24 protein-coding genes are annotated in these 18,624 nt (G+C 71.1%); 9 read left to right on the forward strand and 15 right to left on the reverse strand.

Going from position 1 to position 18,624, the window contains the following annotated elements; genetic code table 11:
• Nucleotides 1-122 precede the first annotated feature (122 nt).
• Nucleotides 123-563, forward strand: coding sequence for an Lrp/AsnC family transcriptional regulator (locus tag ABFX55_RS38475; RefSeq protein ID WP_346128057.1), 441 nt, complete (start codon nucleotides 123-125; stop codon nucleotides 561-563).
• On the opposite strand, the gene ABFX55_RS38480 is transcribed toward ABFX55_RS38475, so the two are convergent.
• The 3 genes from ABFX55_RS38480 to ABFX55_RS38490 form a co-directional block, all read right to left on the reverse strand.
• Entirely contained in the window at nucleotides 544-969 is a 426-nt protein-coding gene (locus ABFX55_RS38480; RefSeq protein WP_346128058.1) for an NUDIX hydrolase, read from the reverse strand. The genes ABFX55_RS38475 and ABFX55_RS38480 overlap by 20 nt on opposite strands.
• A 54-nt stretch (nucleotides 970-1,023) precedes the next feature.
• Nucleotides 1,024-1,524, reverse strand: a complete 501-nt coding sequence (locus ABFX55_RS38485; protein WP_183653936.1) for an HPP family protein — start codon at nucleotides 1,522-1,524, stop codon at nucleotides 1,024-1,026.
• Between the two features lie 90 nt (nucleotides 1,525-1,614).
• Nucleotides 1,615-2,475: an alpha/beta fold hydrolase gene (locus ABFX55_RS38490; RefSeq protein WP_346128059.1), complete on the reverse strand. Its 861-nt coding sequence runs from the start codon at nucleotides 2,473-2,475 to the stop codon at nucleotides 1,615-1,617.
• A 105-nt stretch (nucleotides 2,476-2,580) separates the two neighbouring features.
• Between ABFX55_RS38490 and ABFX55_RS38495 the strand changes: the two genes are divergently transcribed.
• Nucleotides 2,581-3,093 carry a CGNR zinc finger domain-containing protein gene (locus ABFX55_RS38495; RefSeq protein WP_346128060.1) on the forward strand — a complete coding sequence of 171 codons (513 nt, stop codon included), beginning with the start codon at nucleotides 2,581-2,583 and terminating at the stop codon, nucleotides 3,091-3,093.
• On the opposite strand, the gene ABFX55_RS38500 is transcribed toward ABFX55_RS38495, so the two are convergent.
• Nucleotides 3,090-3,569 carry an Lrp/AsnC family transcriptional regulator gene (locus tag ABFX55_RS38500; protein WP_346128061.1) on the reverse strand — a complete coding sequence of 160 codons (480 nt, stop codon included), beginning with the start codon at nucleotides 3,567-3,569 and terminating at the stop codon, nucleotides 3,090-3,092. The genes ABFX55_RS38495 and ABFX55_RS38500 overlap by 4 nt on opposite strands.
• Before the next feature lie 94 nt (nucleotides 3,570-3,663).
• On the opposite strand from ABFX55_RS38500, the gene ABFX55_RS38505 reads away from it, so the two are divergent.
• On the forward strand, nucleotides 3,664-4,818 hold the full coding sequence (locus ABFX55_RS38505) for a diaminopropionate ammonia-lyase (protein WP_346128062.1): 1,155 nt from the start codon (nucleotides 3,664-3,666) through the stop codon (nucleotides 4,816-4,818).
• A gap of 312 nt (nucleotides 4,819-5,130) precedes the next feature.
• Complete coding sequence (locus ABFX55_RS38510) at nucleotides 5,131-5,319, forward strand: RNA polymerase sigma factor (RefSeq protein WP_346128064.1); 189 nt, start codon at nucleotides 5,131-5,133, stop codon at nucleotides 5,317-5,319.
• Between the two features lie 108 nt (nucleotides 5,320-5,427).
• On the opposite strand, the gene ABFX55_RS38515 is transcribed toward ABFX55_RS38510, so the two are convergent.
• Nucleotides 5,428-5,634, reverse strand: coding sequence for a cold-shock protein (locus tag ABFX55_RS38515; RefSeq protein ID WP_183653956.1), 207 nt, complete (start codon nucleotides 5,632-5,634; stop codon nucleotides 5,428-5,430).
• 191 nt (nucleotides 5,635-5,825) lie between these two features.
• Complete coding sequence (locus ABFX55_RS38520) at nucleotides 5,826-6,734, reverse strand: LysR family transcriptional regulator (protein ID WP_346128066.1); 909 nt, start codon at nucleotides 6,732-6,734, stop codon at nucleotides 5,826-5,828.
• 112 nt (nucleotides 6,735-6,846) lie between these two features.
• Here ABFX55_RS38520 and ABFX55_RS38525 point away from each other — a divergent pair, with 112 nt between their 5' ends.
• Together ABFX55_RS38525 and ABFX55_RS38530 are read left to right on the forward strand one after the other, a co-directional pair.
• A complete protein-coding gene (locus ABFX55_RS38525) occupies nucleotides 6,847-7,059 on the forward strand; it encodes a nuclear transport factor 2 family protein (protein ID WP_346128067.1) in 213 nt (70 codons plus the stop codon).
• Complete coding sequence (locus tag ABFX55_RS38530) at nucleotides 7,059-7,349, forward strand: nuclear transport factor 2 family protein (protein ID WP_346128068.1); 291 nt, start codon at nucleotides 7,059-7,061, stop codon at nucleotides 7,347-7,349. The genes ABFX55_RS38525 and ABFX55_RS38530 overlap by 1 nt, the downstream gene beginning before the upstream one ends.
• A 36-nt stretch (nucleotides 7,350-7,385) precedes the next feature.
• On the opposite strand, the gene ABFX55_RS38535 is transcribed toward ABFX55_RS38530, so the two are convergent.
• Nucleotides 7,386-7,907, reverse strand: coding sequence for a DoxX family protein (locus ABFX55_RS38535; protein ID WP_346128070.1), 522 nt, complete (start codon nucleotides 7,905-7,907; stop codon nucleotides 7,386-7,388).
• 61 nt (nucleotides 7,908-7,968) lie between these two features.
• Nucleotides 7,969-9,237 (reverse strand): cation:proton antiporter, encoded by a 1,269-nt coding sequence (locus tag ABFX55_RS38540; RefSeq protein WP_346128071.1) that lies wholly within the window; start codon nucleotides 9,235-9,237, stop codon nucleotides 7,969-7,971.
• A 142-nt stretch (nucleotides 9,238-9,379) separates the two neighbouring features.
• Here ABFX55_RS38540 and ABFX55_RS38545 point away from each other — a divergent pair, with 142 nt between their 5' ends.
• The gene (locus tag ABFX55_RS38545; protein WP_346128073.1) at nucleotides 9,380-10,303 is read left to right on the forward strand and encodes a hypothetical protein; all 924 of its coding nucleotides are present in this window, start codon (nucleotides 9,380-9,382) and stop codon (nucleotides 10,301-10,303) included.
• Here ABFX55_RS38545 and ABFX55_RS38550 read toward each other — a convergent pair.
• Together ABFX55_RS38550 and ABFX55_RS38555 are read right to left on the reverse strand one after the other, a co-directional pair.
• Nucleotides 10,298-11,860 carry an MFS transporter gene (locus ABFX55_RS38550; RefSeq protein ID WP_346128075.1) on the reverse strand — a complete coding sequence of 521 codons (1,563 nt, stop codon included), beginning with the start codon at nucleotides 11,858-11,860 and terminating at the stop codon, nucleotides 10,298-10,300. The genes ABFX55_RS38545 and ABFX55_RS38550 overlap by 6 nt on opposite strands.
• A 117-nt stretch (nucleotides 11,861-11,977) precedes the next feature.
• Nucleotides 11,978-12,367, reverse strand: a complete 390-nt coding sequence (locus ABFX55_RS38555) for a hypothetical protein (protein ID WP_183653983.1) — start codon at nucleotides 12,365-12,367, stop codon at nucleotides 11,978-11,980.
• Between the two features lie 196 nt (nucleotides 12,368-12,563).
• Between ABFX55_RS38555 and ABFX55_RS38560 the strand changes: the two genes are divergently transcribed.
• Together ABFX55_RS38560 and ABFX55_RS38565 are read left to right on the forward strand one after the other, a co-directional pair.
• Complete coding sequence (locus ABFX55_RS38560) at nucleotides 12,564-13,118, forward strand: TetR/AcrR family transcriptional regulator (protein ID WP_346128077.1); 555 nt, start codon at nucleotides 12,564-12,566, stop codon at nucleotides 13,116-13,118.
• 5 nt (nucleotides 13,119-13,123) lie between these two features.
• Entirely contained in the window at nucleotides 13,124-14,326 is a 1,203-nt protein-coding gene (locus ABFX55_RS38565; RefSeq protein ID WP_346128078.1) for an FAD-dependent oxidoreductase, read from the forward strand.
• A gap of 5 nt (nucleotides 14,327-14,331) precedes the next feature.
• Here the strand turns inward: ABFX55_RS38565 and ABFX55_RS38570 are convergent, their stop codons facing one another.
• From ABFX55_RS38570 to ABFX55_RS38590, 5 genes are all read right to left on the reverse strand, one after another.
• The gene (locus tag ABFX55_RS38570) at nucleotides 14,332-15,138 is read right to left on the reverse strand and encodes an alpha/beta fold hydrolase (RefSeq protein WP_346128080.1); all 807 of its coding nucleotides are present in this window, start codon (nucleotides 15,136-15,138) and stop codon (nucleotides 14,332-14,334) included.
• 13 nt (nucleotides 15,139-15,151) lie between these two features.
• Nucleotides 15,152-15,544, reverse strand: a complete 393-nt coding sequence (locus tag ABFX55_RS38575) for a VOC family protein (RefSeq protein WP_346128082.1) — start codon at nucleotides 15,542-15,544, stop codon at nucleotides 15,152-15,154.
• 116 nt (nucleotides 15,545-15,660) lie between these two features.
• The gene (locus tag ABFX55_RS38580) at nucleotides 15,661-16,629 is read right to left on the reverse strand and encodes an AraC-like ligand-binding domain-containing protein (protein WP_346128084.1); all 969 of its coding nucleotides are present in this window, start codon (nucleotides 16,627-16,629) and stop codon (nucleotides 15,661-15,663) included.
• A 58-nt stretch (nucleotides 16,630-16,687) separates the two neighbouring features.
• The gene (locus tag ABFX55_RS38585; protein WP_346128085.1) at nucleotides 16,688-17,626 is read right to left on the reverse strand and encodes a GlxA family transcriptional regulator; all 939 of its coding nucleotides are present in this window, start codon (nucleotides 17,624-17,626) and stop codon (nucleotides 16,688-16,690) included.
• 56 nt (nucleotides 17,627-17,682) lie between these two features.
• A complete protein-coding gene (locus ABFX55_RS38590) occupies nucleotides 17,683-18,591 on the reverse strand; it encodes a hypothetical protein (protein ID WP_346128087.1) in 909 nt (302 codons plus the stop codon).
• Nucleotides 18,592-18,624 lie beyond the last annotated feature (33 nt).

An 18,624-nucleotide genomic window follows, 5' to 3' on the forward strand; every position in this document is an offset into this window, starting at 1 on the left:
CCACCTCATGATGGCCGGGTGAAGGGTCGGGAAGGAATGCCGGTTCAACGGCGATGACCCACTATGGGTGTGCGATTCCGGCTATATCCTGGCGGCTGCTTTCCGATCGAAAGGTGCCCCCGATGGACGACATGGACTGGGAGCTGCTGCGCGAACTGCAGGCCAACGCCAGGCTCTCCTTCAACGAGCTGTCGCGCAGGGTCCACCTCTCGCCGCCCGCGGTGGCCGAGCGGGTGCGCAGGCTGGAGGAGGCGGGGGTGATCACCGGCTATCACGCGCAGGTGGATCCGGCGATGGCCGGTTGGTCGGTGTCGGCGTTCATCCGCATGTCGTGTTACGGACCGCGCTGCGTGCTGCGCGACCCCGAGGTGGCCGGCTGGCCCGAGGTGCGCGAGATCCACCGGGTCACCGGCGACGTGTGCAGCATCCTCAAGGTGGCGGCGGCCTCGATGGCCGCCTTCGAGGACCTGATCGACAGGCTGGCCGTCTACGGGCAGCCGTCGAGCACCATGGTCCTGTCCAGCCCGCTCACCGCGCACCCGCTCACGGCCGCGACCCCGTGAGCGCCCCCGTCTCCATGAGCAGAGGAACGACCTGGTCGCGGATGGCAGAGGCCAGCCGCGGGACGTACTCGTCGGTCCCGTCGGTCCACCCGAGCCTGGCCAGCTCGGCGGCGGCCAGAGGCGCCTGGTCGAGCGCCGCGTTGAACACGGCCAGCCGCATCGGCACCCCTTCGAGTGCGGCGAGGCCCTCGAAGCGCGCCAGGAGCGAGACCCCGGTCGGCGCCGCCCCGAGCTCCTCCTTCAGCTCGCGGGCGAGGGTCTGCTCCTCGCTCTCGCCCGGCTCGGGCTTGCCGCCAGGCAGGTAGAACAGGTCGGGGGCGCTCTTCTTGCTGACCACGAGCAGGCGTCCCTTGTCGATGACCGCCGCGGCCACGACGTCGATGCCCTCGCGTTCTTGTCCGTCCACAACCGGCCACCCTGCCAGACGCGCCGGATCCGGCGGCGTCCGGGTCACCGTCGATCAGCGCCAGTACGTGGGATAGCGGTGGCCCGGCAGCGCGCGGCCGAGCACGACGCCGCCGAGGACGACGACCACGCTGGCGGCCAGCACCGGGTTGAGCACGAAGAGCGGGCCTGGGTCGGTGAGCCCTGCCAGGGCCGCGGTGGCCGTCGCGGGCGGATGCGGGGCGCGCAGCAGGAGCATGGGGGCGGTGGCCAGGCCCGCCGCGACGACGGCGGCCCAGATCGAAGGGCCGGTCAGCGCGGTGATCGCGAGGGCGAGCACGGCGGCGCTGAGGTGGCCGAGCAGGATGCTGCGGGGCTGCGCGAACGGCGCGGCGGGAGCGACCGCCACGATGGCGGCGCTCGCCGCGAACGGCAGCGCGAACAGCGGGAGGCTGGTCGCGGAGGTCACCGCGGCGAGCAGCAGCAGGCCCGCCAGGGTGGCCGTGGTGGTGACGAGGATCGCGGTGGCCGGCGGCCGAGCGGGGGCGGCGGGGGGTGGGGAGGTCATGGACGCCATCGGCGGTCCTCCTTCGGGTCGATGGAGGAGCGGGCCCGGCTCGCCGGAGGGCGGGCCCGCTTCTCCCGGTCGGTCGGAAGGCCGCACTCCTCAGTCGGACAGGCCGCGGAGGAAGTCGCGGATGAGGGCGGCGCTCTGCTTCAGGCGGGTCGTGAGCGGGAAGTGGCCGGCGTCCAGGAGGTGGATGCGGGCCTGCTTCACGTCCCTGGCGTAGGCGCGGGCTCCGTCGGCGCCGAAGATCTCGTCGTTCCTTCCCCAGACCGCGAGCAGCGGCGGCTGCTGGGTGCGCAGGTAGTCCTGCCATGCGGGGTAGTGGCCGGGGTTGACGCCGTAGTCGAGGAACAGGGCCAGCTGGATCTCCTGGTTGCCCGGACGGTCGAGCAGCGCCTGGTCGAAGGCCTCGTTGTCGGGGTTGACCAGTGAGGTGTCGGGGACGCCGTGGGTGTACTGCCAGTGGGTGGCCTCGCGGGTGAGCAGGCCGCGCAGGGCGTCGCCGTTGGCCTGGCTCGGGTCGGCCCAGTAGGCGCGGATCGGCTCCCAGAAGGGGGTCAGGCCCTCGTCGTAGGCGTTGCCGTTCTGGGTGACGATGCCGGTGATCCGCTCGGGGTGGCGCAGGGCCAGCCGGAAGCCGACCGGCGCGCCGTAGTCGTGGATGTGGAGCGCGTAGCTGGTCAGGCCGAGGGTCTCCAGTAGCCGGTCCACGACGTCGGCCAGGTGGTCGAAGGTGTAGTCCCACTCGTCGGCCGCGGGGGCGGAGCTGTGGCCGAAGCCGGGGTAGTCCGGTGCGACGAGATGGAACTCGTCGGAGAGTTCCTCCATGAGCTCCCGGTAGGCGATCGACGAGGTCGGGAAGCCGTGCAGCAGCACGAGCGTCGGCGCGGAGGGGTCGCCCGCCTCGCGATAGAAGACGTTCAGCCCGTCGATCTCGACTGTGTGGTGGCGAACGGTCATGACGATCCTCACTAACCATCTAAATCAGTTTTGCCGGTTGGTGTGGACAACGTAGCGCGCATGCGTCCAACCGGTCAAATCGAGTTAGGGGGTTAAGATGGAGGCATGACGCGAACGCGGCCGCTGCTGGGCGAACCCCTGGCGCTGGACCTGGTCAACACCGCCTGGGTGGAGCAGGACGCCTGGGTGGACTTCTTCGATGATCCCGGCGGAACGGAGGCGTGGCTCGCCGAGCACGGACTGCAGGGTGAAGCCGATCAGGCGAGGAAGCCGCTGGTCGCGGCGCGCGACGCGCTGCGGGCGGCCCTCGTCGGAAGGGAAGGCCCGCTCGACGCCGTCCTCGACCACGGTTCACGGCGACCGCGGCTGCGGGGGGCACGGCCGTACGAGGAGACCGTCGTCGACGACCCGGCCTGGCATGCGGCATGGGTGGCGGCGGCCGACCTCGTCCGCCTGATGGGCGAGCGCCCCGAGCGGATCCGCAAGTGCGCCAACCCGGTGTGCGTGCTCTGGTTCTACGACATCAGCAAGAACGGCAGCCGCCGCTGGTGCTCGATGGAGACCTGCGGCAACCGCGCCAAGAGCAGCCGCTTCCAGGAGCGCCAGCGATCGGCCTAGGGGCGGGAGCGAACGGGAAGCGTCAGGCCCACCTTGATCGGGCGCATCACGATGCTGGTGGTGAACCTGCGCACGTTGCCGTTGTCGAAGAACGTCCGCTGGGTGAATCCCTCGAAGTCCTCCATGTCCCGCGCGGTCACGATCAGCACGAAGTCGTAGGCGCCGGTGACGTAGTAGCACTGCTGGACGTTCTCGTCGGCGTCCATCTGGTAACGGAACGCGTCGAGCACCTCCGACTTCTCACGCTCCATCTCCACCTCCACGATGAACGTCATCGCCTGGCCGAGCGCCTTCGGGTTGAGCACCGCCACCTCGCGGGCGATCACGCCGGTCTCGCGGAGCCGCTTGATGCGGCGCTGGACCGCGGCGGTCGACATGCCCACCTCGACCGCGATCGACTCGGCGATGGTGCGGGCGTCCCGCTGCAGGCGGTCGAGAATGGTGCGATCGAGGTCGTCCAGGTCCGGCGTGCGCATGAACCGCAGATTAGCGCCGTACGGCGCGGCCGAACGACATCATCGCCCCCGAAGTCGCAAGTTGGCCGCGCGTGGTCTCCCTAGCATTTTCCTCATGGAGAACAGCTGGCTGAACAGCGCACGAGAGACCTGCACCGCGAACGAGCGTGAGCTGCTCGGCGTCGCCCACGCCGAGCAGGCCCGTGCCTTCTTCGGCCGCCACCCCGCCCACCGAGTCACCCCGTTGTGCCCCCTTCCCTCCATGGCGAGTACGGCAGGCGTCGCCTCGATCCAGGTCAAGGACGAGAGCGGGCGCATGGGGCTGGGAAGCTTCAAGGCGCTGGGCGGCATGTACGCCGTCGCCCGGCTGGTGCGGACAGAGGCGGAGGAGCGCCACGGTCCACGGCCCACCGAGGAGCAGATGCGCGAGGTCGCCGCGCGCACCCCGTTCGTCTGTGCCAGCGCGGGCAACCACGGCATCTCCGTGACGGCAGGAGTGCGCGAGCTCGGCGGCGACCCGATCGTCTTCCTCAGCGAGGACGTCCCCGAGGACTTCGCCCGCCGCCTTCGCAGGCTCGGCGCTGAGGTACGGCGCAGCCCCGGCGACTACGAGCAGAGCATGGCCGCGGCCCAGGAGGCCGCCGAACGCCACGGCTGGCGGCTGATCTCCGACAGCTCATGGGACGGCTACACCACCGTCCCCCTCGACATCATGCGCGGCTACACCGCTCTGTTCGACGAGGCCGCCGAGGCCCTGCGCGGCGGGGCCGCCGAGAGCACCGGGGGCGTGGGCGGCCCTGGTGGCGCCGGCGGCGTCGAGGTTGGGCAGGCGCCGAGTCACGTGTTCGTCCAGGCGGGTGTGGGCGGTCTCGCCGCGGCGGCCGCCGGGTACGTGCGCGACCGCTGGGGCGAGCAGCCGAAGATCGTCGTGGTCGAACCGCAGGCCGCCCCCTGCCTGCTGGTGAGCGCCCGTGAGGGCAGGCCGACGCGGGTCGAGGGCGGGCGGACCCTGCTCGGACGTCTCGACTGCCGCGAGCCGTCCCTGGTGGCATGGCGGCTGCTGTCCCGCCTGGCCGACGCCTTCGTGACCATCACCGACGAGGAGGCCGAGAGCGCCGCCAGGCTCCTGGCCGCCGAGGGCGTGCGGGTCTCGGCCTGCGGCGCCGCCGGAGCGGCGGGCCTGCTCTCCCTCGACCAGGCCACCCGCACCGCGCTGGACCTGGGCCCGGCCTCCCGCGTGCTCCTCGTGGGGTCCGAAGGGGCGCTCTGACCCGGCCGCGACCGCCGGCTCGCTCGATACGAGCTGTCGCTCGAGGCGGTCCGCCGGCTGCCCGCTCGTCTTCTCGGCCCCGTGCGCGAGTTCGTCCCATGTGGTCAGCGCGTCCGGGTGCTGCGCGCTCCGGGCGGTGCCTCCATGACCTGCCGCCGCTCGGGGCCGGTTCCTGGTAGGGGCCCGAGGTCGAACTGTTGGGGAGAAACGGAATCGGGATGTAGGAAAGCCTTCCTTCGGACCACATGCTCTCCGAACGATGTGCACCCAACCGGAGGAACCGGCTTGCCAAACCCACATGAGCGCTTCATCGTGCTCTACAACACCTACCAAGCGCGGGTGTACGGCTATGCGGCGAGTCGCGCCGGACACCAACTCGCGGAGGAAGTGGTCAGCGAGACCTTCCTGGTGGCCTGGCGGCGTCTGAACAGCATCCCCGACCACGCGCAGTTACCATGGCTCCTCCGCGTCGCTCGCAACATCGAAGCTCGGCTTGGATGAGTCCTGAATTCAGCAGGCCCGAACGCCCCGCGTGGGTGGCCGGTGACACCAAAAAGCCGGGGCCCGCACCAAAAGGTGCGAGCCCCGGCTCGTGGCGCTAAGCCCGAATTAGGCGGGAACGATGTTCTCGGCCTGCGGGCCCTTCTGGCCCTGGGTGACGTCGAAGGAGACCTTCTGACCCTCGGTCAGCTCCCTGTAGCCGCCCTGGGAGACGATGTTGGAGTAGTGGGCGAAGACGTCAGCGCCGCCGCCGTCCTGCTCGATGAAGCCGAAGCCCTTTTCCGAGTTGAACCACTTCACGGTTCCAGTAGCCATGTCAATCTCCCTAACTAGATGCGGGGCGAGTTCCGCCCCTGCACGGGTCGCTTGTCGCTGAGATGACCCCACCCGGAGATGACCGGCAAACAAAAATGCACCTGAAGGTCACATGATGACATCAGGCGCACACAAAGTCTTTGTATGGGTACCACAACTGCAACTTCCATTAAGGTAGCACACTTTTGAGCTCAGCGGTAGTCGGTCACCATGTCGTACGCCGCGTGGCTGAAAGCGAGGACCCTGGCGGTGGCTCCGCCGGCCCGCCACAGGAGCCGCCACTCCAGGGGTGGGGCGTCGCTGAAGGGGACGTAGGCGACGTCAGGGCGCGCGTAGTAGCGCCTGGCCTGCGCGCCCACGGGGAAGACCCCGAGACCCGCGCCGACCAGCGTGAGCATCTCCTGGAAGGTCGCGGCCGAAGGCCCTGGCGCGATCGGCAGGCCCGAGGGTGTGCGCGCCGGCGTGTGGTCCTCGCGCAGCGATACGGGCAGCGTGTCGGGCAGCTGGAGCATCGGGACGCGGGCCAGGTCCTCGACGGACACGGACGTCCGCCTGGCGAAGGGATGCCCGGCGGGTACGGCCAGCATGCGCGCCTCGCTCACCAGCACGGGCCCGGCGGCGAAGCCGAGTTCGCGCTCGGGGAATCCAGGAGGCGGATTCGCCAGAACGATCTCCACCTCGTCGTCGCGCAGCCACGTCACGATCTCCCCGATCTGCGCCTCCCTGATGCGCACCTCGCAGTCGGGCTGCCGCTTCCTGAACAGCTCGGAAGCCCCGACCAGCAGCTGACCGGCCGCGGCGCCGGTGAAGGCGACCCGCAGCGTGCCCGCGATGCCCTTTCCCGACTCGATCGCCCGCTCGAGCGCGGTGCCGATCTGGGTCCAGGCCGGCCTGATCTCCTCGAAGAGCTGCCGTCCGAGGGGGGAGAGCTGTACGCGGCGGCTGGTCCTGTCGAACAGGGGGACGCCGACGCGCCGCTCCAGCTTCTTGATCGTCTGGCTGACCCTGGCGGTGGACACGTGCAGGCGCTCCGCCGTACGGCCGAAGTGCAGCTCCTCGGCGAGCGTCAGGAACGCCTCCACCTCGTGGCGCTCCAGCATGACCGCTCCCCATCGTTAAGTCTGGGTTCACGATCCTTGCACAGGCCCTCGTTGATCGCGAGCCTCGCCCCGTCGAGGGTGGAGGCACACAGACACCTGCACGGGAGCATCGATGTACGTCACCACCCAGCACGCCGTGTCAGCGGTCGCGGCCGGCGCCGTCACCAGGGAACTCAGGGATCGCGTCGAGATCACCGACGCGCTCTACCGCTTCGGGCTCGGCCAGGACCTCAAGGACGGCGAGCTGTTCGCCTCGTCCTTCGCCGAAGACGCCGAACTCGACTTCCGCCCCGCGGCCGCCGCGTGGGTGCCGAGCCGCCGCTGATGTCCGGCAGGGACACGATCGTCGCGACCATCCTCGGGATGTTCGCGGGCCGGGTGAACACCACCCACCAGGTCACCAACCCGCGCGTCGCCGTCGACGGAGACACCGCCCGCCTGACCGCGCTGGTGGAGGCCCAGCACCTGCTCATCGCGGACCGCGGCACGCACGCCCTGCTGAAGAACCTCTACGACGTCGACCTCGTCCGCGAGGGCGAGCGCTGGCTCATGCGGAGGGTCCGCATCGACAACGCCTGGTACACCGGCGACCCCGCAGCCATTTTCAGCGGCTGAGCATGCGCGGGGCACTCACGCGTGAGGCGGCGGGCGTCACTCGGGCTCGGCCGGGGTGGTGTTCCGGTGGCGGAGGGCCAGGACGGCGGCGGCGCTGCCGAGGCCCAGGGCGAGGGCGGCCAGGCCCCAGGTCAGGCCCTTGCGCTCGCAGCCCAGCATCGCGTCGACCGAGAGCTTGCCTGGACCGTGTACCGCCAGCGACGCCGCGCCGGTGGCGAGAACGAGTGGGTACTCGAACCCGCCGTGCTGCGCCCACAACCCCTTGGACAGGTGCGCCGAGACGGCGGCGTTGGTCATCGTCGCGATGAGCCCGGCGGAGGACAGCGGCGTGGCCGCGCCGAGGGCGATCCCCGCGCCCGAGCCGAACTCGCCCAGACCGGCCGCCAGGCCCATGAGCCTGCCCTGCGGGTAGCCGAGCGCCGTCATCATCTCGCCGGTCGCCTCGGGGCCGCCCCCGCCGAACCAGCCGAACAGCTTCTGTGCGCCGTGCCCCATGAGCAGCAGCCCGGCGGGCACGCGTAGCAGCAGCACGCCCATGTCCTCTGCGGTTACCTTCATGCGGGGTTCTTACCCGTACAAGCCGGGCATTATGGCTGCGCCGAAATGAGGCGGCTGGGCGTCAGGAGTCGCGTTCGGCGAGTGACGACGGTTGCGGAGTGCCCCGCAGCCGATCGAGGCGCGACATGATCGGGGTGGCGGTGACACCGTGCAACACGATGGAGACCACCACGGTGAAGGCGGCCACCGCCCAAAGCTCCTCCTGGGGCACGCCGAAATCGGCCTGCCCGAGCGCGAACGCCAGGTAGTAGAGCGAGCCGATGCCGCGGATCCCGAAGAAGGACGTGACGGCCCGCTCGCGCGGGCCCGCCGGGCCGCCCAACTGGACCAGCCACCCCGTCAGCGGGCGGATCACCAGCAGCAGCAGGAGGGCGACGGCGGCGCCGCGCCAGGTCAGCGAGGCCAGGCCGCCCGCCGCGACGAAGCCGCCGAGCAGAAGCAGGAGCCAGGCGGTGAGCAGCCGCTCGATCTGCTCGATGAAGCCGTGCAGGATGCCGTTGTAGCCGTGGCTGCGCTCGGCGTTCCTGATCGCGCAGGCGGTGACGAAGACGGCGATGAAGCCGTAGCCGTGGACGAGCTCGGTCAGGCCGTACGCCAGGAAGGTGCTGGCCAGGGCGACGAACCCGTCGCGGTGCTCGGCCAGGCGCAGGTTCTCCGTCTTGGCGTGGAAGAACAGGCGGCCGAGCAGCCTGCCGATCAGCAGCCCGCCGAGGACTCCGGCGGAGATCCGGTAGAGCACGTCCACCAGCGCCCATTCGCCCAGCCACGCGGTGCCGCCGGTCGCGGCCATGGCGATGGCGGCGTAGACGATGGGGAAGGCCAGCCCGTCGTTGAGCCCGGCTTCGGAGGTGAGGGAGAAACGGACCTCGTCGTCGGCGTTCTCGGCGTCGACGGGCTCTCCCACCTGCACGTCGGAGGCCAGAACGGGGTCGGTGGGCGCGAGCACCGCGCCGAGCAGCACCGCCGCCGCCAGCGGCCAGCCCAGCAGCCACGCGGTGACTCCCGCGACGGCCACCACGGTGAGCGGCATGGTCCCGCCGAGCAGCCGCCAGGTCGTCGACCAACTGCGCAGGCCGAGCCTGCGGTTGATCGCCAGGCCCGCGCCCATGAGCGAGATGACCACGCAGATCTCGGTGACGTGCTCCAGCGCCACCCTGTGGGCGACGGGATCGATCTCGGGCAGCGGAAGGGGGAGCAGGAACAGCAGCAGCCCGCCGAGCAGGCAGGCCAGCGGCAGGGAGAAGGGCAGCCGACTCAGCACGCCGGGCAGCACCGCGGCCAGCAGCGCGCCCGCGCCACCGAGGGCGAAGATGAGATCAGGGTTGTTCACCGGCTTTCACCTGCCCCGCTGGTCTCATGAAAACTGAAATATCACGTCTCCGTGGGCGACCGGCGGCACCGCCGCGCCAGGCCGGCCTCCGTCCTCATGTGGCGCTTGACCCTGACACCGTGTCAGCCGTCATGCTCCCCGCATGTCCATCCCCTATGTCGGCTCAGGTCCGTACTGCTACGCGAACGCGCTCGCCATGATGCTGGGCGCCGAGGCGCCCGCGCCCTCCGTCATCGAGGTCCTGACCGGCTCGCCGTACGGCATGCAGCTGATCGGTGGCCGGCTGCCCCTCTTCGATCCCTTCGGCTGGGACCCCGAGCAGGGGCTCGACGCCGCGATCGAGCTGCTCGGCTGGTCGTGCGAGCGTGGCGACGGCGGCTCGGCGGCCGAGGCCCTCGACCGGCTGCGCAGGGCCTGCCAGGAGGGCCCGGTCCTGGCGGGCCCGCTGGAGATGGGGCTGCTCGCGCACCAGCCCGGCTCCGGCCGGGCGGTCGGGGCCGACCACTACGTGGTGGTGCTGGCGGTGGACGGCGACACCGTGCTCCTGCACGACCCGCAGGGCTACCCGTACGCCACGGTGCCGACCGGGGTCTTCGCCGAGTCCTGGTGCGGCGAGCTGGTCGACTACCTTGAACGCCCTTACGCGATGCGGTCGGGCTTCGTGAGGCGGGAGCGGGTGAGCCAGGCCGAGGCGCTGCGGCGTTCGCTGCCGGCGGGTGTGGCCTGGCTGGGCGGCAGGACGGACAAGCGCGTCCCTCCGGGGACGCTGGGGCAGGCGGCGGCGGCCGAGCGCACGGCCGAGCTCATGGCGGAAGGGCTGGATCCCGAGGTCAGGCAGCTGTGGCAGGCGTTCGCCGTCAGGGTGGGCGCGCGCAGGCTGAACGATCTGGCCGTCTGCCTCGCCTCGATGGGGCTGGGGGAGGGCGCCGTCGTCGCCGCCGGACAGGCCCGCATCGTGGGAGGGCTCCAGCGGCCCGTCGTGGCGGGCGACGACGCGGCGCTCATGGCGGGGCTGCGCGAGCTGGCCCCGACCTATGAGCGACTGCGCGCCGCCCTCGGCTCATGAGGGCACGGGGGCCGCGGGTGCCGGCTCCAGGTCGGGTGTCTGCTCGGCCGTGGGCGGGACCTGCCTGAGGAAGACGAAGGCCACGCCGGCCGCGAGGACCACGATCCCCGCGCTGATCATCGCCGCTGTCTGCAGGGCACTGGTGAAGGCCGATCCCGCCGCGTCGAGGAGCGCGTCGGCGGCAGGTCCCTGGAGCCGTCCCGCCGCGGCGGCGGCGCCGCCCAGCGTGTCGCCCGCGGTGGCCGCCTCCTCGGCGGGAAGCCCTTCGGGCAGGGTCAGCCGCGCCCGGTAGACGGCGGTGGCGATGCTCCCGAACAGCGCCAGGCCGAAGGCGCCGCCGAACTCCTGGACGGTCTCCGACAGGGAGGAGGCGGAGCCCGAACGCTCGGGCGGCGCCGACCCCACGATCAGGTCGGTCCCGAGCACCATGAGCGGGGAGGCGCCGAGGAAGAAGACGACCTGTCCGATGACGACGGCCGCCAGGCCGGACGTGGAGCTCGCCTGGGCGATCAGGGCGACCCCCGCGGCGCCTGCCAGCAGTCCCACGCCGATGACGACGGCCGGCCGCAGCCTGCGGGCCAGCAGCGGCGAGACGACCAGGCCCACCGTGACCGCCACCGCGGGAGGCAGCGACCACAGCCCCGCCTCCAGCGGTGACAGGCCCAGCACCAGCTGCAGGTACTGCGCGGAGAGCAGGCCGATGCCGGGGCCCACCAGGATGGTGAGCATCAGGGTGCCAAGCGAGGCGCTGAACTTCCGTTCCGCGAAGAGCTTCAGGTCCAGGAGAGGGTCGGCCAGCCCGCGCTGCCTGCGCACGAACGCGACACCGAGCGCGAGCCCCGCCAGGACGGTCAGGACGGGCGGCAGGGCGAGGCCGTAGGCGGTGATCTCCTTGAGACCGTAGATCATCGCCAGGATGGCGGTCAGGGAGAGCAGCACGCTGGCCACGTCCAGGCGTCCGGCGCCGGGGTTGCGGTACTCGGGCAGCAACATCGGACCCGCCACCAGCAGCACCGCCATGACCGGCACGCCGAGCAGGAAGACCGAGCCCCACCAGAAGTTCTCCAGCAGCACTCCGCCCACGACGGGACCGAGCACCATGCCGCCGGTGAATCCGGTCATCCACAAACTGATGGCCACCGTGCGCTGGCCGGGATCGTGGAACATGTTGCTGATCAGCGACAGCGTGGACGGCATGAGCGTCGCCCCCGCGATGCCGAGCAACGCCCGCGCGGCGATCAGCGACTCGGCGCTGGGCGCGTAGGCGGCGAGCAACGAGGCCAGGCCGAACGCGGCGCCCCCGATCAGCAGCAGCCGCCTGCGGCCGATGCGGTCGCCCAGCGTGCCCATCGTGATCAGGAAGCCCGCCACGAGGAATCCGTAGATGTCGTTGATCCACAACAGCTGGGTCGCGCTGGGCCGCAGATCCGCGCTCAGCATGGGCACGGCCAGGTGGAGCACGCTCATGTCGATGGACAGCAGGAGGGTCGGCAGGACCAGGACGGCGAGGCCGGTCCACTCCCGCCGCCCCGCTTTGGTGATCACGTTGGCGTTCATGGGCCTCACGCTAGGAGCTCAAGCATGGTTGAGGTCAACCGCGCCGCGCCCGAGCACGAGGCGGCCGTGAGGAGAGCCGTGGCCCTCTGTCCGTCGGGAGCGATCGCCCTCTGACGCTCAGAAGTGGACGGCGCGGATCTCCGTCACGGTGAACTCGTCGACGATGTGGCGGTTCTGCAGCAGGAACCCGACCACGCCCGCCACCGCCTCCGCGCCCAGGGCCGCTCTCACCTGGCCGCTCAGCAGGTAGACGAGCGGGGTCGACGGCTGGGTGAGCGCCAGGCCCCTGTCGTGGCGGTGCACGTCCTGCAGCGCCCTGATCGGGATCGGCCGCGCCGTGGTGAACCACGCGGCCACATCCCACAGCGGCAGCGAGGGGTCGGCCTCGGCCGAGGCGTGGTAGCAGGTGACGCAGCCGCGTCCGGCGTGCTGACCGTGCGGGCAGGTCCACTGGACGACGTCGGCGCGGCTCTGGTCGCGGGTGCTCAGGATCGCGGCCTCGGTCACGCGGCGGCGCGCCGGCCGATCCCCGTGCGGGGGATAGGAGTCGCTGCTGATGATCCGATCCCTTCACGCCTACGTTCCGACACATCCGAGCCTAGCCTCGCGTGCGGCGCGGTTGAAGCCGCGCGGGATGCCCCCGTTGCGACGGTTTTCCTGATCGCCTATTGTTTGAGTAAACGTTTATTCAATGGATGGGCTGATGACGAAGACGCGAAGGGAACAGGCCGAGTGGCGGCGCGAGCAACTGCTCGACGCGGCGCTGAAGGTGTTCGCGGCCAAGGGCGTGGACGGCGCGTCGGTCAAGGACATCGCCGAAGCGGCGGGGGTGACGCCGGGGCTGCTGTACCGCTACTTCGAGAGCAAGGAGGCCCTGGTCGCGACCCTGCTGTCCGAGCGGGGTTTCCTGCCGCGGCTGCGCGAGCTCCTGACGGCCGACCACCGCGGACGGCCGGCCGTCGCGGTGCTGACCGAGCTGCTGGGCGCCTTCGACGCGTTGCTCGCCGACAACGCCGACCTCATGGCGGTGTTCTTCAGCGCCACCCAGGCGCGCGCGGCGCTGGCGGAGCTGGTGGGCGAGGGGCAGCGGCTGATCGGTGACTTCCTGGCCGCGCGGGTCGCGGAGGGCGAGCTTCGCCCCCACGACACGGCCACGGCGGCCAGGACGCTCTTCGCCGCCGTGGCCGTCAGCCGGAGGACCGGATCCCCTCTCGACGTCGCGCGCCTCGTCGAGCTGCTCTTCCCCCACGAAAGGTGAGACACGTGCGAACCGAGACCACCAGATGCTGCGTCGTCGGCGGCGGCCCCGCGGGGATGATGGCCGGCCTGCTGCTGGCCCGCCAAGGAGTCGAGGTGATCGTGCTGGAGAAGCACGCCGACTTCCTCAGGGACTTCAGGGGCGACACCGTCCACCCCTCCACGCTGGAGCTGATCGCCGAGCTGGGCTGGATCGAGGAGTTCCTTCGCCTGCCGCACACCAGGATGTCCGACGTCACCGTGAACCTGGGCGGCAAGGCCGTCACCTTCGCCGACTTCAGCCGGCTGAAGGTGCGCTGCCCCTACATCGCCTTCATGCCGCAGTGGGACGTGCTCGACTTCCTGGCGGGCAAGGCGGAGGCGTACCCGTCCTTCCGCCTGCTGCGCAGCACCGAGGCGACAGAGCTGATCATGGAGGAGGGGCGCGCCGTCGGCGTGCTGGCGACCACCGCCGAGGGGCCGGTCGAGGTACGGGCCGACCTGGTGATCGCCGCGGACGGCCGGCACTCCACGATCCGCGCGAGCGCCGGCCTGGAGCCCGTGGCCGGCTCGCCTCCCATGGACGTGCTGTGGTTCCACCTGCCCCGACGGCAGGGCGACCAGGTGCCCTTCTTCCAGGGCGGCAAGGGGGCGCTGATCTCCATCGACAGGGGCGAGTACTGGCAGCTGGCCTACGCGATCCCGGCGGCCGCGTTCGCGGGGATCGAGGAGGCGGGCCTGCCCGCCTTCAGGGAGCAGATCGCGGGCCTGGCCCCCGCCCTGCGCGACCGCGTCGAGCTGATCGACAGCTGGGACCGCGTGCACCAGCTGACGGTGAGAGTCGACCGGCTGCCGCGGTGGCACAGGCCTGGCCTGCTGTGCATCGGTGACGCCGCCCACGCCATGTCGCCGGCGGGCGGCGTGGGCATCAACCTGGCGGTGCAGGACGCGGTCGCCACCGCTAACCTGCTCGGCCCCGTCCTCCTGCGACCCGGCGCGCCGGGCGAGGCCGACCTGGCGGCGGTCCAGTCGCGCAGGCAGCGCGCCGCGAAGGTGACCCAGGCCTTCCAGCTCGGCATCCTGCGTGACCTGTACCCCAAGGACCTGACCGACGACACGACCGAGCACGTGCCGCCGATCTTCACCGCGTTCAGGGCGCTGCCGCCGCTGCGCCACCTCATGGGGCGCTTCATCGGCATGGGCGTACGCCCCGAGCACGTCGCCCTCTGACGTCGTCAGGCGGCGACGAAGAACTCCAGCAGCTCAGGGGCGAGGGCCTGAGCGGACACGTTGTGCGTCTGGCCTTCCAGCATGCGGTGGAGCGCCCCTGGCACGGTCTTCGCGACCGCCCTTCCCGCGCTGGTCATCCACGCGGGACTGCGCTCGCCGTTCAGCACGAGGGTGGGCCGGGCGATCGCTCCCAGCAGCCCCGTGGGCAGGGCGTTGCCCGGCCCCATGACGGCGGCCTCGTACGCCAGGGTGTGGGCGACCGCTTCCAGCTCAGGCCAGGACGGCTCGGCCCGCATCGCGGCCACCGCCTCCACGGGGACCTCGGCGGCCTCGACCATGAACCGTCCGACGACCTCCGCGCGCCGACCCTGCCCGACCAGCGCCTCCAGCTGGGAGGCGAAGTCGTCCGGCAGGAAGGGCGCGCTCTCGTCGACGTGATACGGAGGCTCCCACACGGCGAGCTTGGAGATGGCCGGGTCGCGGGCCGTGGCCTCCAGCGCCAGGGCGGCGCCGGAGGATCCGCCGAAGACCATGGCCGACCCGCCCGCCGCCTCGATGACGGCGGCCAGGTCCTCGATCTCCCGGTGCACGGCGTAGGGCGGGGTGTCGCCGCTGGCTCCTCGGCCACGACGGTCGTAGTTGAAGACGGTGAACCACGGGGCCAGGGCCGCCGCCACGCCGTACAGCGTGGGGTGCCTCCTGTCGGTGAACGCGCCGTGCACCAGGACGACCGCCGGTCCCGAGCCTGATCGGTCGAACGCGATGCTGGTGCCGTCGGCCGACGTCGCCGTGCGGGACACGGGTTCGGTCATCACGCGCCCGCCCTCAGCCCGCGGGGGTCGCCAGGCACAGGGCCGCCCAGTGGTGGCCGTCGAGGTCGGCGAAGCCGCGCTGGTAGCGGTAGCCGTCGTTCACCGGCTCGCCGACGGGCTCGGCGCCCGCCGCTATCGCCTTGTCGACCAGCTCGTCGACCTGCTGGGGGTTGTCCAGGCCCAGGACGAGGATCGTCTGGGTGGTCTTGGTGGGGTCGGCGACCTCGGTCCTGGAGTAGCCGGCGAACGTGGGCTCGGTCAGGAGCATGACCTGGGTCTGCTCGCTGATCACGACGGAGGCCATGTCCTCGGTCGCGCCGAAGTGGGTGAGGCCGAGCGCGGTGAAGAAGTCCTTCGAGCGGCTCAGGTCCTTGACCGGCAGGTTCACGAAGAGGGTGTAGGACATCGCTGGATCCTTTCCGAGGGGTTCGCCGGTGCGGGCGAACACCTCAAGTCTGTTGATCCGGCGCCTGCGGGGCTTGTCTCCCCGTGCCCGCCGATTGACTTCGCGTGCCATGCCTCTCACGGCTGTGGCATGAGGCAGGAGCGGCGGTACTCGGCAGGCGGCATGCCGTAGGTGTGCCGGAACAGCCGGCTGAAGTGGGCCGAGTCGGCGAGCCCCCACCTGGACGCGATCGAGCTCACCGAGACGCGGTGGAAGGCGGGGTCGGCCAGGTCCTTGCGGCAGCGTTCGAGCCGCCGGTGACGGATCCACGCGGCCACGGTCGTGTTCTGCGTCTCGAACAGCCGGTGCAGCTGGCGTAAGGAGACATGGTGGGCGGCGGCGACGGTTCCAGGATCGAGATCGGGCAGACCCAGGTGCTCCTCGATGAAGGAGTGGATGTTCAGCAGCAGCATGCGCGACTGCGACTCGGCGGACAGGCTCTCGGCCCTGTCGGCCCGCTCGGCGACGGCCGTGGTGATCAGGTCCATGACGACGGTGGAGAGCCGGGCCGCGCTGGCCGGCTGGTAGGTCTCCAGGTCGAGAGCGACCCTGCGGAGCAGTGGCGCGGCCAGGGCGCCGCTGCCGCCGTCCGTCGCGATCGAGACCGCGGTCAGCTTGGCGACGGAGTCGAAGGGCATGGCCAGCATCTCGTGCGGAAGGCTGAAGACGGCCAGGTGCACCGCCGAGCGGTAGGCCAGCTCGTACGGCCTGCCGAAGTCGTAGATGGCGAACTGCCCGCGTTCGAGCTGCGCGGACCTGCCGTCCTGCGTCAGGGCCAGCTCTCCTGACATGGCCAGCACCACCCGGTAGAGCGCGGGGCTGTCGCGGCGGATCAGCCCCGGTGTCCGGTGAACGCTGTGAGGCGTGGAGGTGCGCACCCTGCCCACGCCCACGGGGCCGAGCTGCCCCGCGTCGATCTCGCCCCGCAGCGGCGCGTCGGGGTCGATCCGCAGGTCGAGGGGGCCGAGCGTGTCGCAGACGATGCTTCGCCACGCGTCATGCCTGCGTGCGGCGGGCACGTCACGCGTGCGGATCAGGACGGCCATCGTCGTCGCCCTCCGTTGAGGCTGCTCCAGCCGATGGTAGCGACGCCCTCGCCGCGCGTCAGCCTTGCTTGAAGGCCCTGCGGTAGTCGCGGGGCGGCACGCCTCGGCGCAGCGCGAACTGCTCCCTGAAGACGGCGGCGCTGCCGTACCCGACGTGGTGGGCGATGTTCTCGACCGGCAGGTCGGTGGTCTCCAGCAGCTCCTCGGCCAGGTTCAGGCGCTGGGCCAGCAGCCAGGCGTGCGGGGTCGCGCCGGTGGCGGCCTTGAAACGGCGGGCGAAGGAGCGGCGGCTCATCAGGGCGCGGGCGGCGAGGTCGTCGACGGAGATCCGGCGGTCCAGGTTCGCCCTGGCCCAGGCGATCACCTCGGAGAGCCGCTCGTCGTCACCGTCGTCCGCGACGGGGGCGGGCAGGTACTGCAGCTGACCGCCGCTGCGGTAGGGCGTGGTCACCAGGTCGCGGGCGATCTGGTTGGCCGTCGCGGCACCGTGCTCACGGCGGATCAGGTAGAGACACAGGTCGATGCCCGCCACGGCGCCCGCCCCGGTGATGAGCCTGCCCTGGTCGATGTAGAGGGACTCAGGGCGGACCCGCACGGCCGGATGGCGGGCGGCCAGGTCGGTGGCGAAGCGCCAGTGGGTGGTGGCCTCCAGGTCGTCGAGCAGCCCGGCGGCCGCGGGCAGGAACGTGCCGACACAGTGGGCGGCGATCAACGCCCCCCTCGCGTGCGCGTCGCGGAAGGCGGCGAGGACGGCCTGCGGCGGATCGGCGCGGAAGTCCATGCCCGGCAGAGCCAGGACCAGGTCGGCACGGGCGAGCACGTCGAGGCCATGGTCGACGGGCAGGGGCAGGCCGAGGTCGGTACGCAGGGTGCCGGGTCGCTCGGCGCAGATGGCGAAGTCGAAGCCGGAGCGGTTGAAGATCTCGTTCACGATGCCCAGTCCGAGCGCGGTCACTCCCTGCGGGGCGTAGGCGGCGACCGATCGAAACTTTGGCACGAAAGCCACGATAGGGGCTTTTGGGCCATCACGGCGGCTTCCGCTCGGCCCGCGGGCTAGATCCAGCCGCGCTCCTTGGCCCGCGCGCCGATCTGGAAGCGGTTGCCGGCGCCCAGCCTGGCCATCAGGTCCGCGACGTAGCCGCGGAACGTCCGCACGGACACGCCCATCGCCCTGGCCGCCACCTCGTCCTTGCCCAGCCGGTTGAGCAGGTCGAGCACCTGCTTCTCGACGGGGCTCGGATCGGCCGTGTCGGGTTCGAGATCGGTGGCCCTGCGCCAGACCTGTTCGAAAAGGTCGATCAACGTCACCACGATGCCGGGCTGGCGGATCATCAGCGCCCCCGCGGGTGGATCGTCGGGCTCCAGCGGCACGAACGCGGTCTCCCTGTCGAAGACGAGCAGCAGTTGGATCGGCTCGTCGATCACCCTGTGCCGGTCGCCTGCCCGATGGATCTCGCGGAAGTAGGCGGCCACCTCCGGGTCGTCCAGCGTGCTCCGGTGGACGATCGTCCGGTACTGGACACCGTCCCGCAGGTCGGAAAGGGTGCGCTCGCGCACGCGCGGATCCACGCGCTTACGGACCGGGTGCATCGCCATGACCTCCTTGGCGCCGGTGGACACCTGCCAGATGCGGTGCTGGATCTGCTCCATTCCCTTGATGCGCTCGACGAGCTCGATGGGCTCGCCCGCGGCGTGCTCGGCGAGCAGCGAGGGCAGCACAGCGGTGACGCGGCGCAGCTCGCCGCTGAACTCGTCCATCCGCCTTTCGATCAGCTGGTCCATCGCGGAGTGCGGTCCTGCGGCCGCGACGCGGCCGGCCTGGTCCACCTCCAGGAGGCGCAGGGCGACCAGCCGTTCGAGGACGGCGGGATCGACGCTGTGCGCCGAGGCGCCGGGATTCCTCAGGAAATGGCGGTAGACCAGCTCGTCAGATGGCGAGATCCCGAGAAATTCCAAGCTCACAGCGCCAAATCTATAGATTTCTGCACATTGCTG

The organism is Nonomuraea roseola, assembly GCF_039535395.1.
Lineage (GTDB): Bacteria > Actinomycetota > Actinomycetes > Streptosporangiales > Streptosporangiaceae > Nonomuraea > Nonomuraea roseola.

Excerpts from the sequence above, each read along its gene's own strand:
- ABFX55_RS38525 (WP_346128067.1), top strand. The coding sequence starts at position 6,847 with ATGTACGTCACCACCCAGCACGCCGTGTCAGCGGTCGCGGCCGGCGCC.
- ABFX55_RS38520 (WP_346128066.1), bottom strand. The coding sequence starts at position 6,734 with ATGCTGGAGCGCCACGAGGTGGAGGCGTTCCTGACGCTCGCCGAGGAG.
- ABFX55_RS38550 (WP_346128075.1), bottom strand. The coding sequence starts at position 11,860 with ATGAACGCCAACGTGATCACCAAAGCGGGGCGGCGGGAGTGGACCGGC.
- ABFX55_RS38485 (WP_183653936.1), bottom strand. The coding sequence starts at position 1,524 with ATGGCGTCCATGACCTCCCCACCCCCCGCCGCCCCCGCTCGGCCGCCG.
- ABFX55_RS38580 (WP_346128084.1), bottom strand. The coding sequence starts at position 16,629 with ATGGCCGTCCTGATCCGCACGCGTGACGTGCCCGCCGCACGCAGGCAT.
- ABFX55_RS38535 (WP_346128070.1), bottom strand. The coding sequence starts at position 7,907 with ATGAAGGTAACCGCAGAGGACATGGGCGTGCTGCTGCTACGCGTGCCC.
- ABFX55_RS38505 (WP_346128062.1), top strand. The coding sequence starts at position 3,664 with ATGGAGAACAGCTGGCTGAACAGCGCACGAGAGACCTGCACCGCGAAC.
- ABFX55_RS38515 (WP_183653956.1), bottom strand. The coding sequence starts at position 5,634 with ATGGCTACTGGAACCGTGAAGTGGTTCAACTCGGAAAAGGGCTTCGGC.
- ABFX55_RS38475 (WP_346128057.1), top strand. The coding sequence starts at position 123 with ATGGACGACATGGACTGGGAGCTGCTGCGCGAACTGCAGGCCAACGCC.
- ABFX55_RS38575 (WP_346128082.1), bottom strand. The coding sequence starts at position 15,544 with ATGTCCTACACCCTCTTCGTGAACCTGCCGGTCAAGGACCTGAGCCGC.
- ABFX55_RS38545 (WP_346128073.1), top strand. The coding sequence starts at position 9,380 with ATGTCCATCCCCTATGTCGGCTCAGGTCCGTACTGCTACGCGAACGCG.
- ABFX55_RS38560 (WP_346128077.1), top strand. The coding sequence starts at position 12,564 with ATGACGAAGACGCGAAGGGAACAGGCCGAGTGGCGGCGCGAGCAACTG.
- ABFX55_RS38530 (WP_346128068.1), top strand. The coding sequence starts at position 7,059 with ATGTCCGGCAGGGACACGATCGTCGCGACCATCCTCGGGATGTTCGCG.
- ABFX55_RS38570 (WP_346128080.1), bottom strand. The coding sequence starts at position 15,138 with ATGACCGAACCCGTGTCCCGCACGGCGACGTCGGCCGACGGCACCAGC.
- ABFX55_RS38490 (WP_346128059.1), bottom strand. The coding sequence starts at position 2,475 with ATGACCGTTCGCCACCACACAGTCGAGATCGACGGGCTGAACGTCTTC.
- ABFX55_RS38495 (WP_346128060.1), top strand. The coding sequence starts at position 2,581 with ATGACGCGAACGCGGCCGCTGCTGGGCGAACCCCTGGCGCTGGACCTG.
- ABFX55_RS38500 (WP_346128061.1), bottom strand. The coding sequence starts at position 3,569 with ATGCGCACGCCGGACCTGGACGACCTCGATCGCACCATTCTCGACCGC.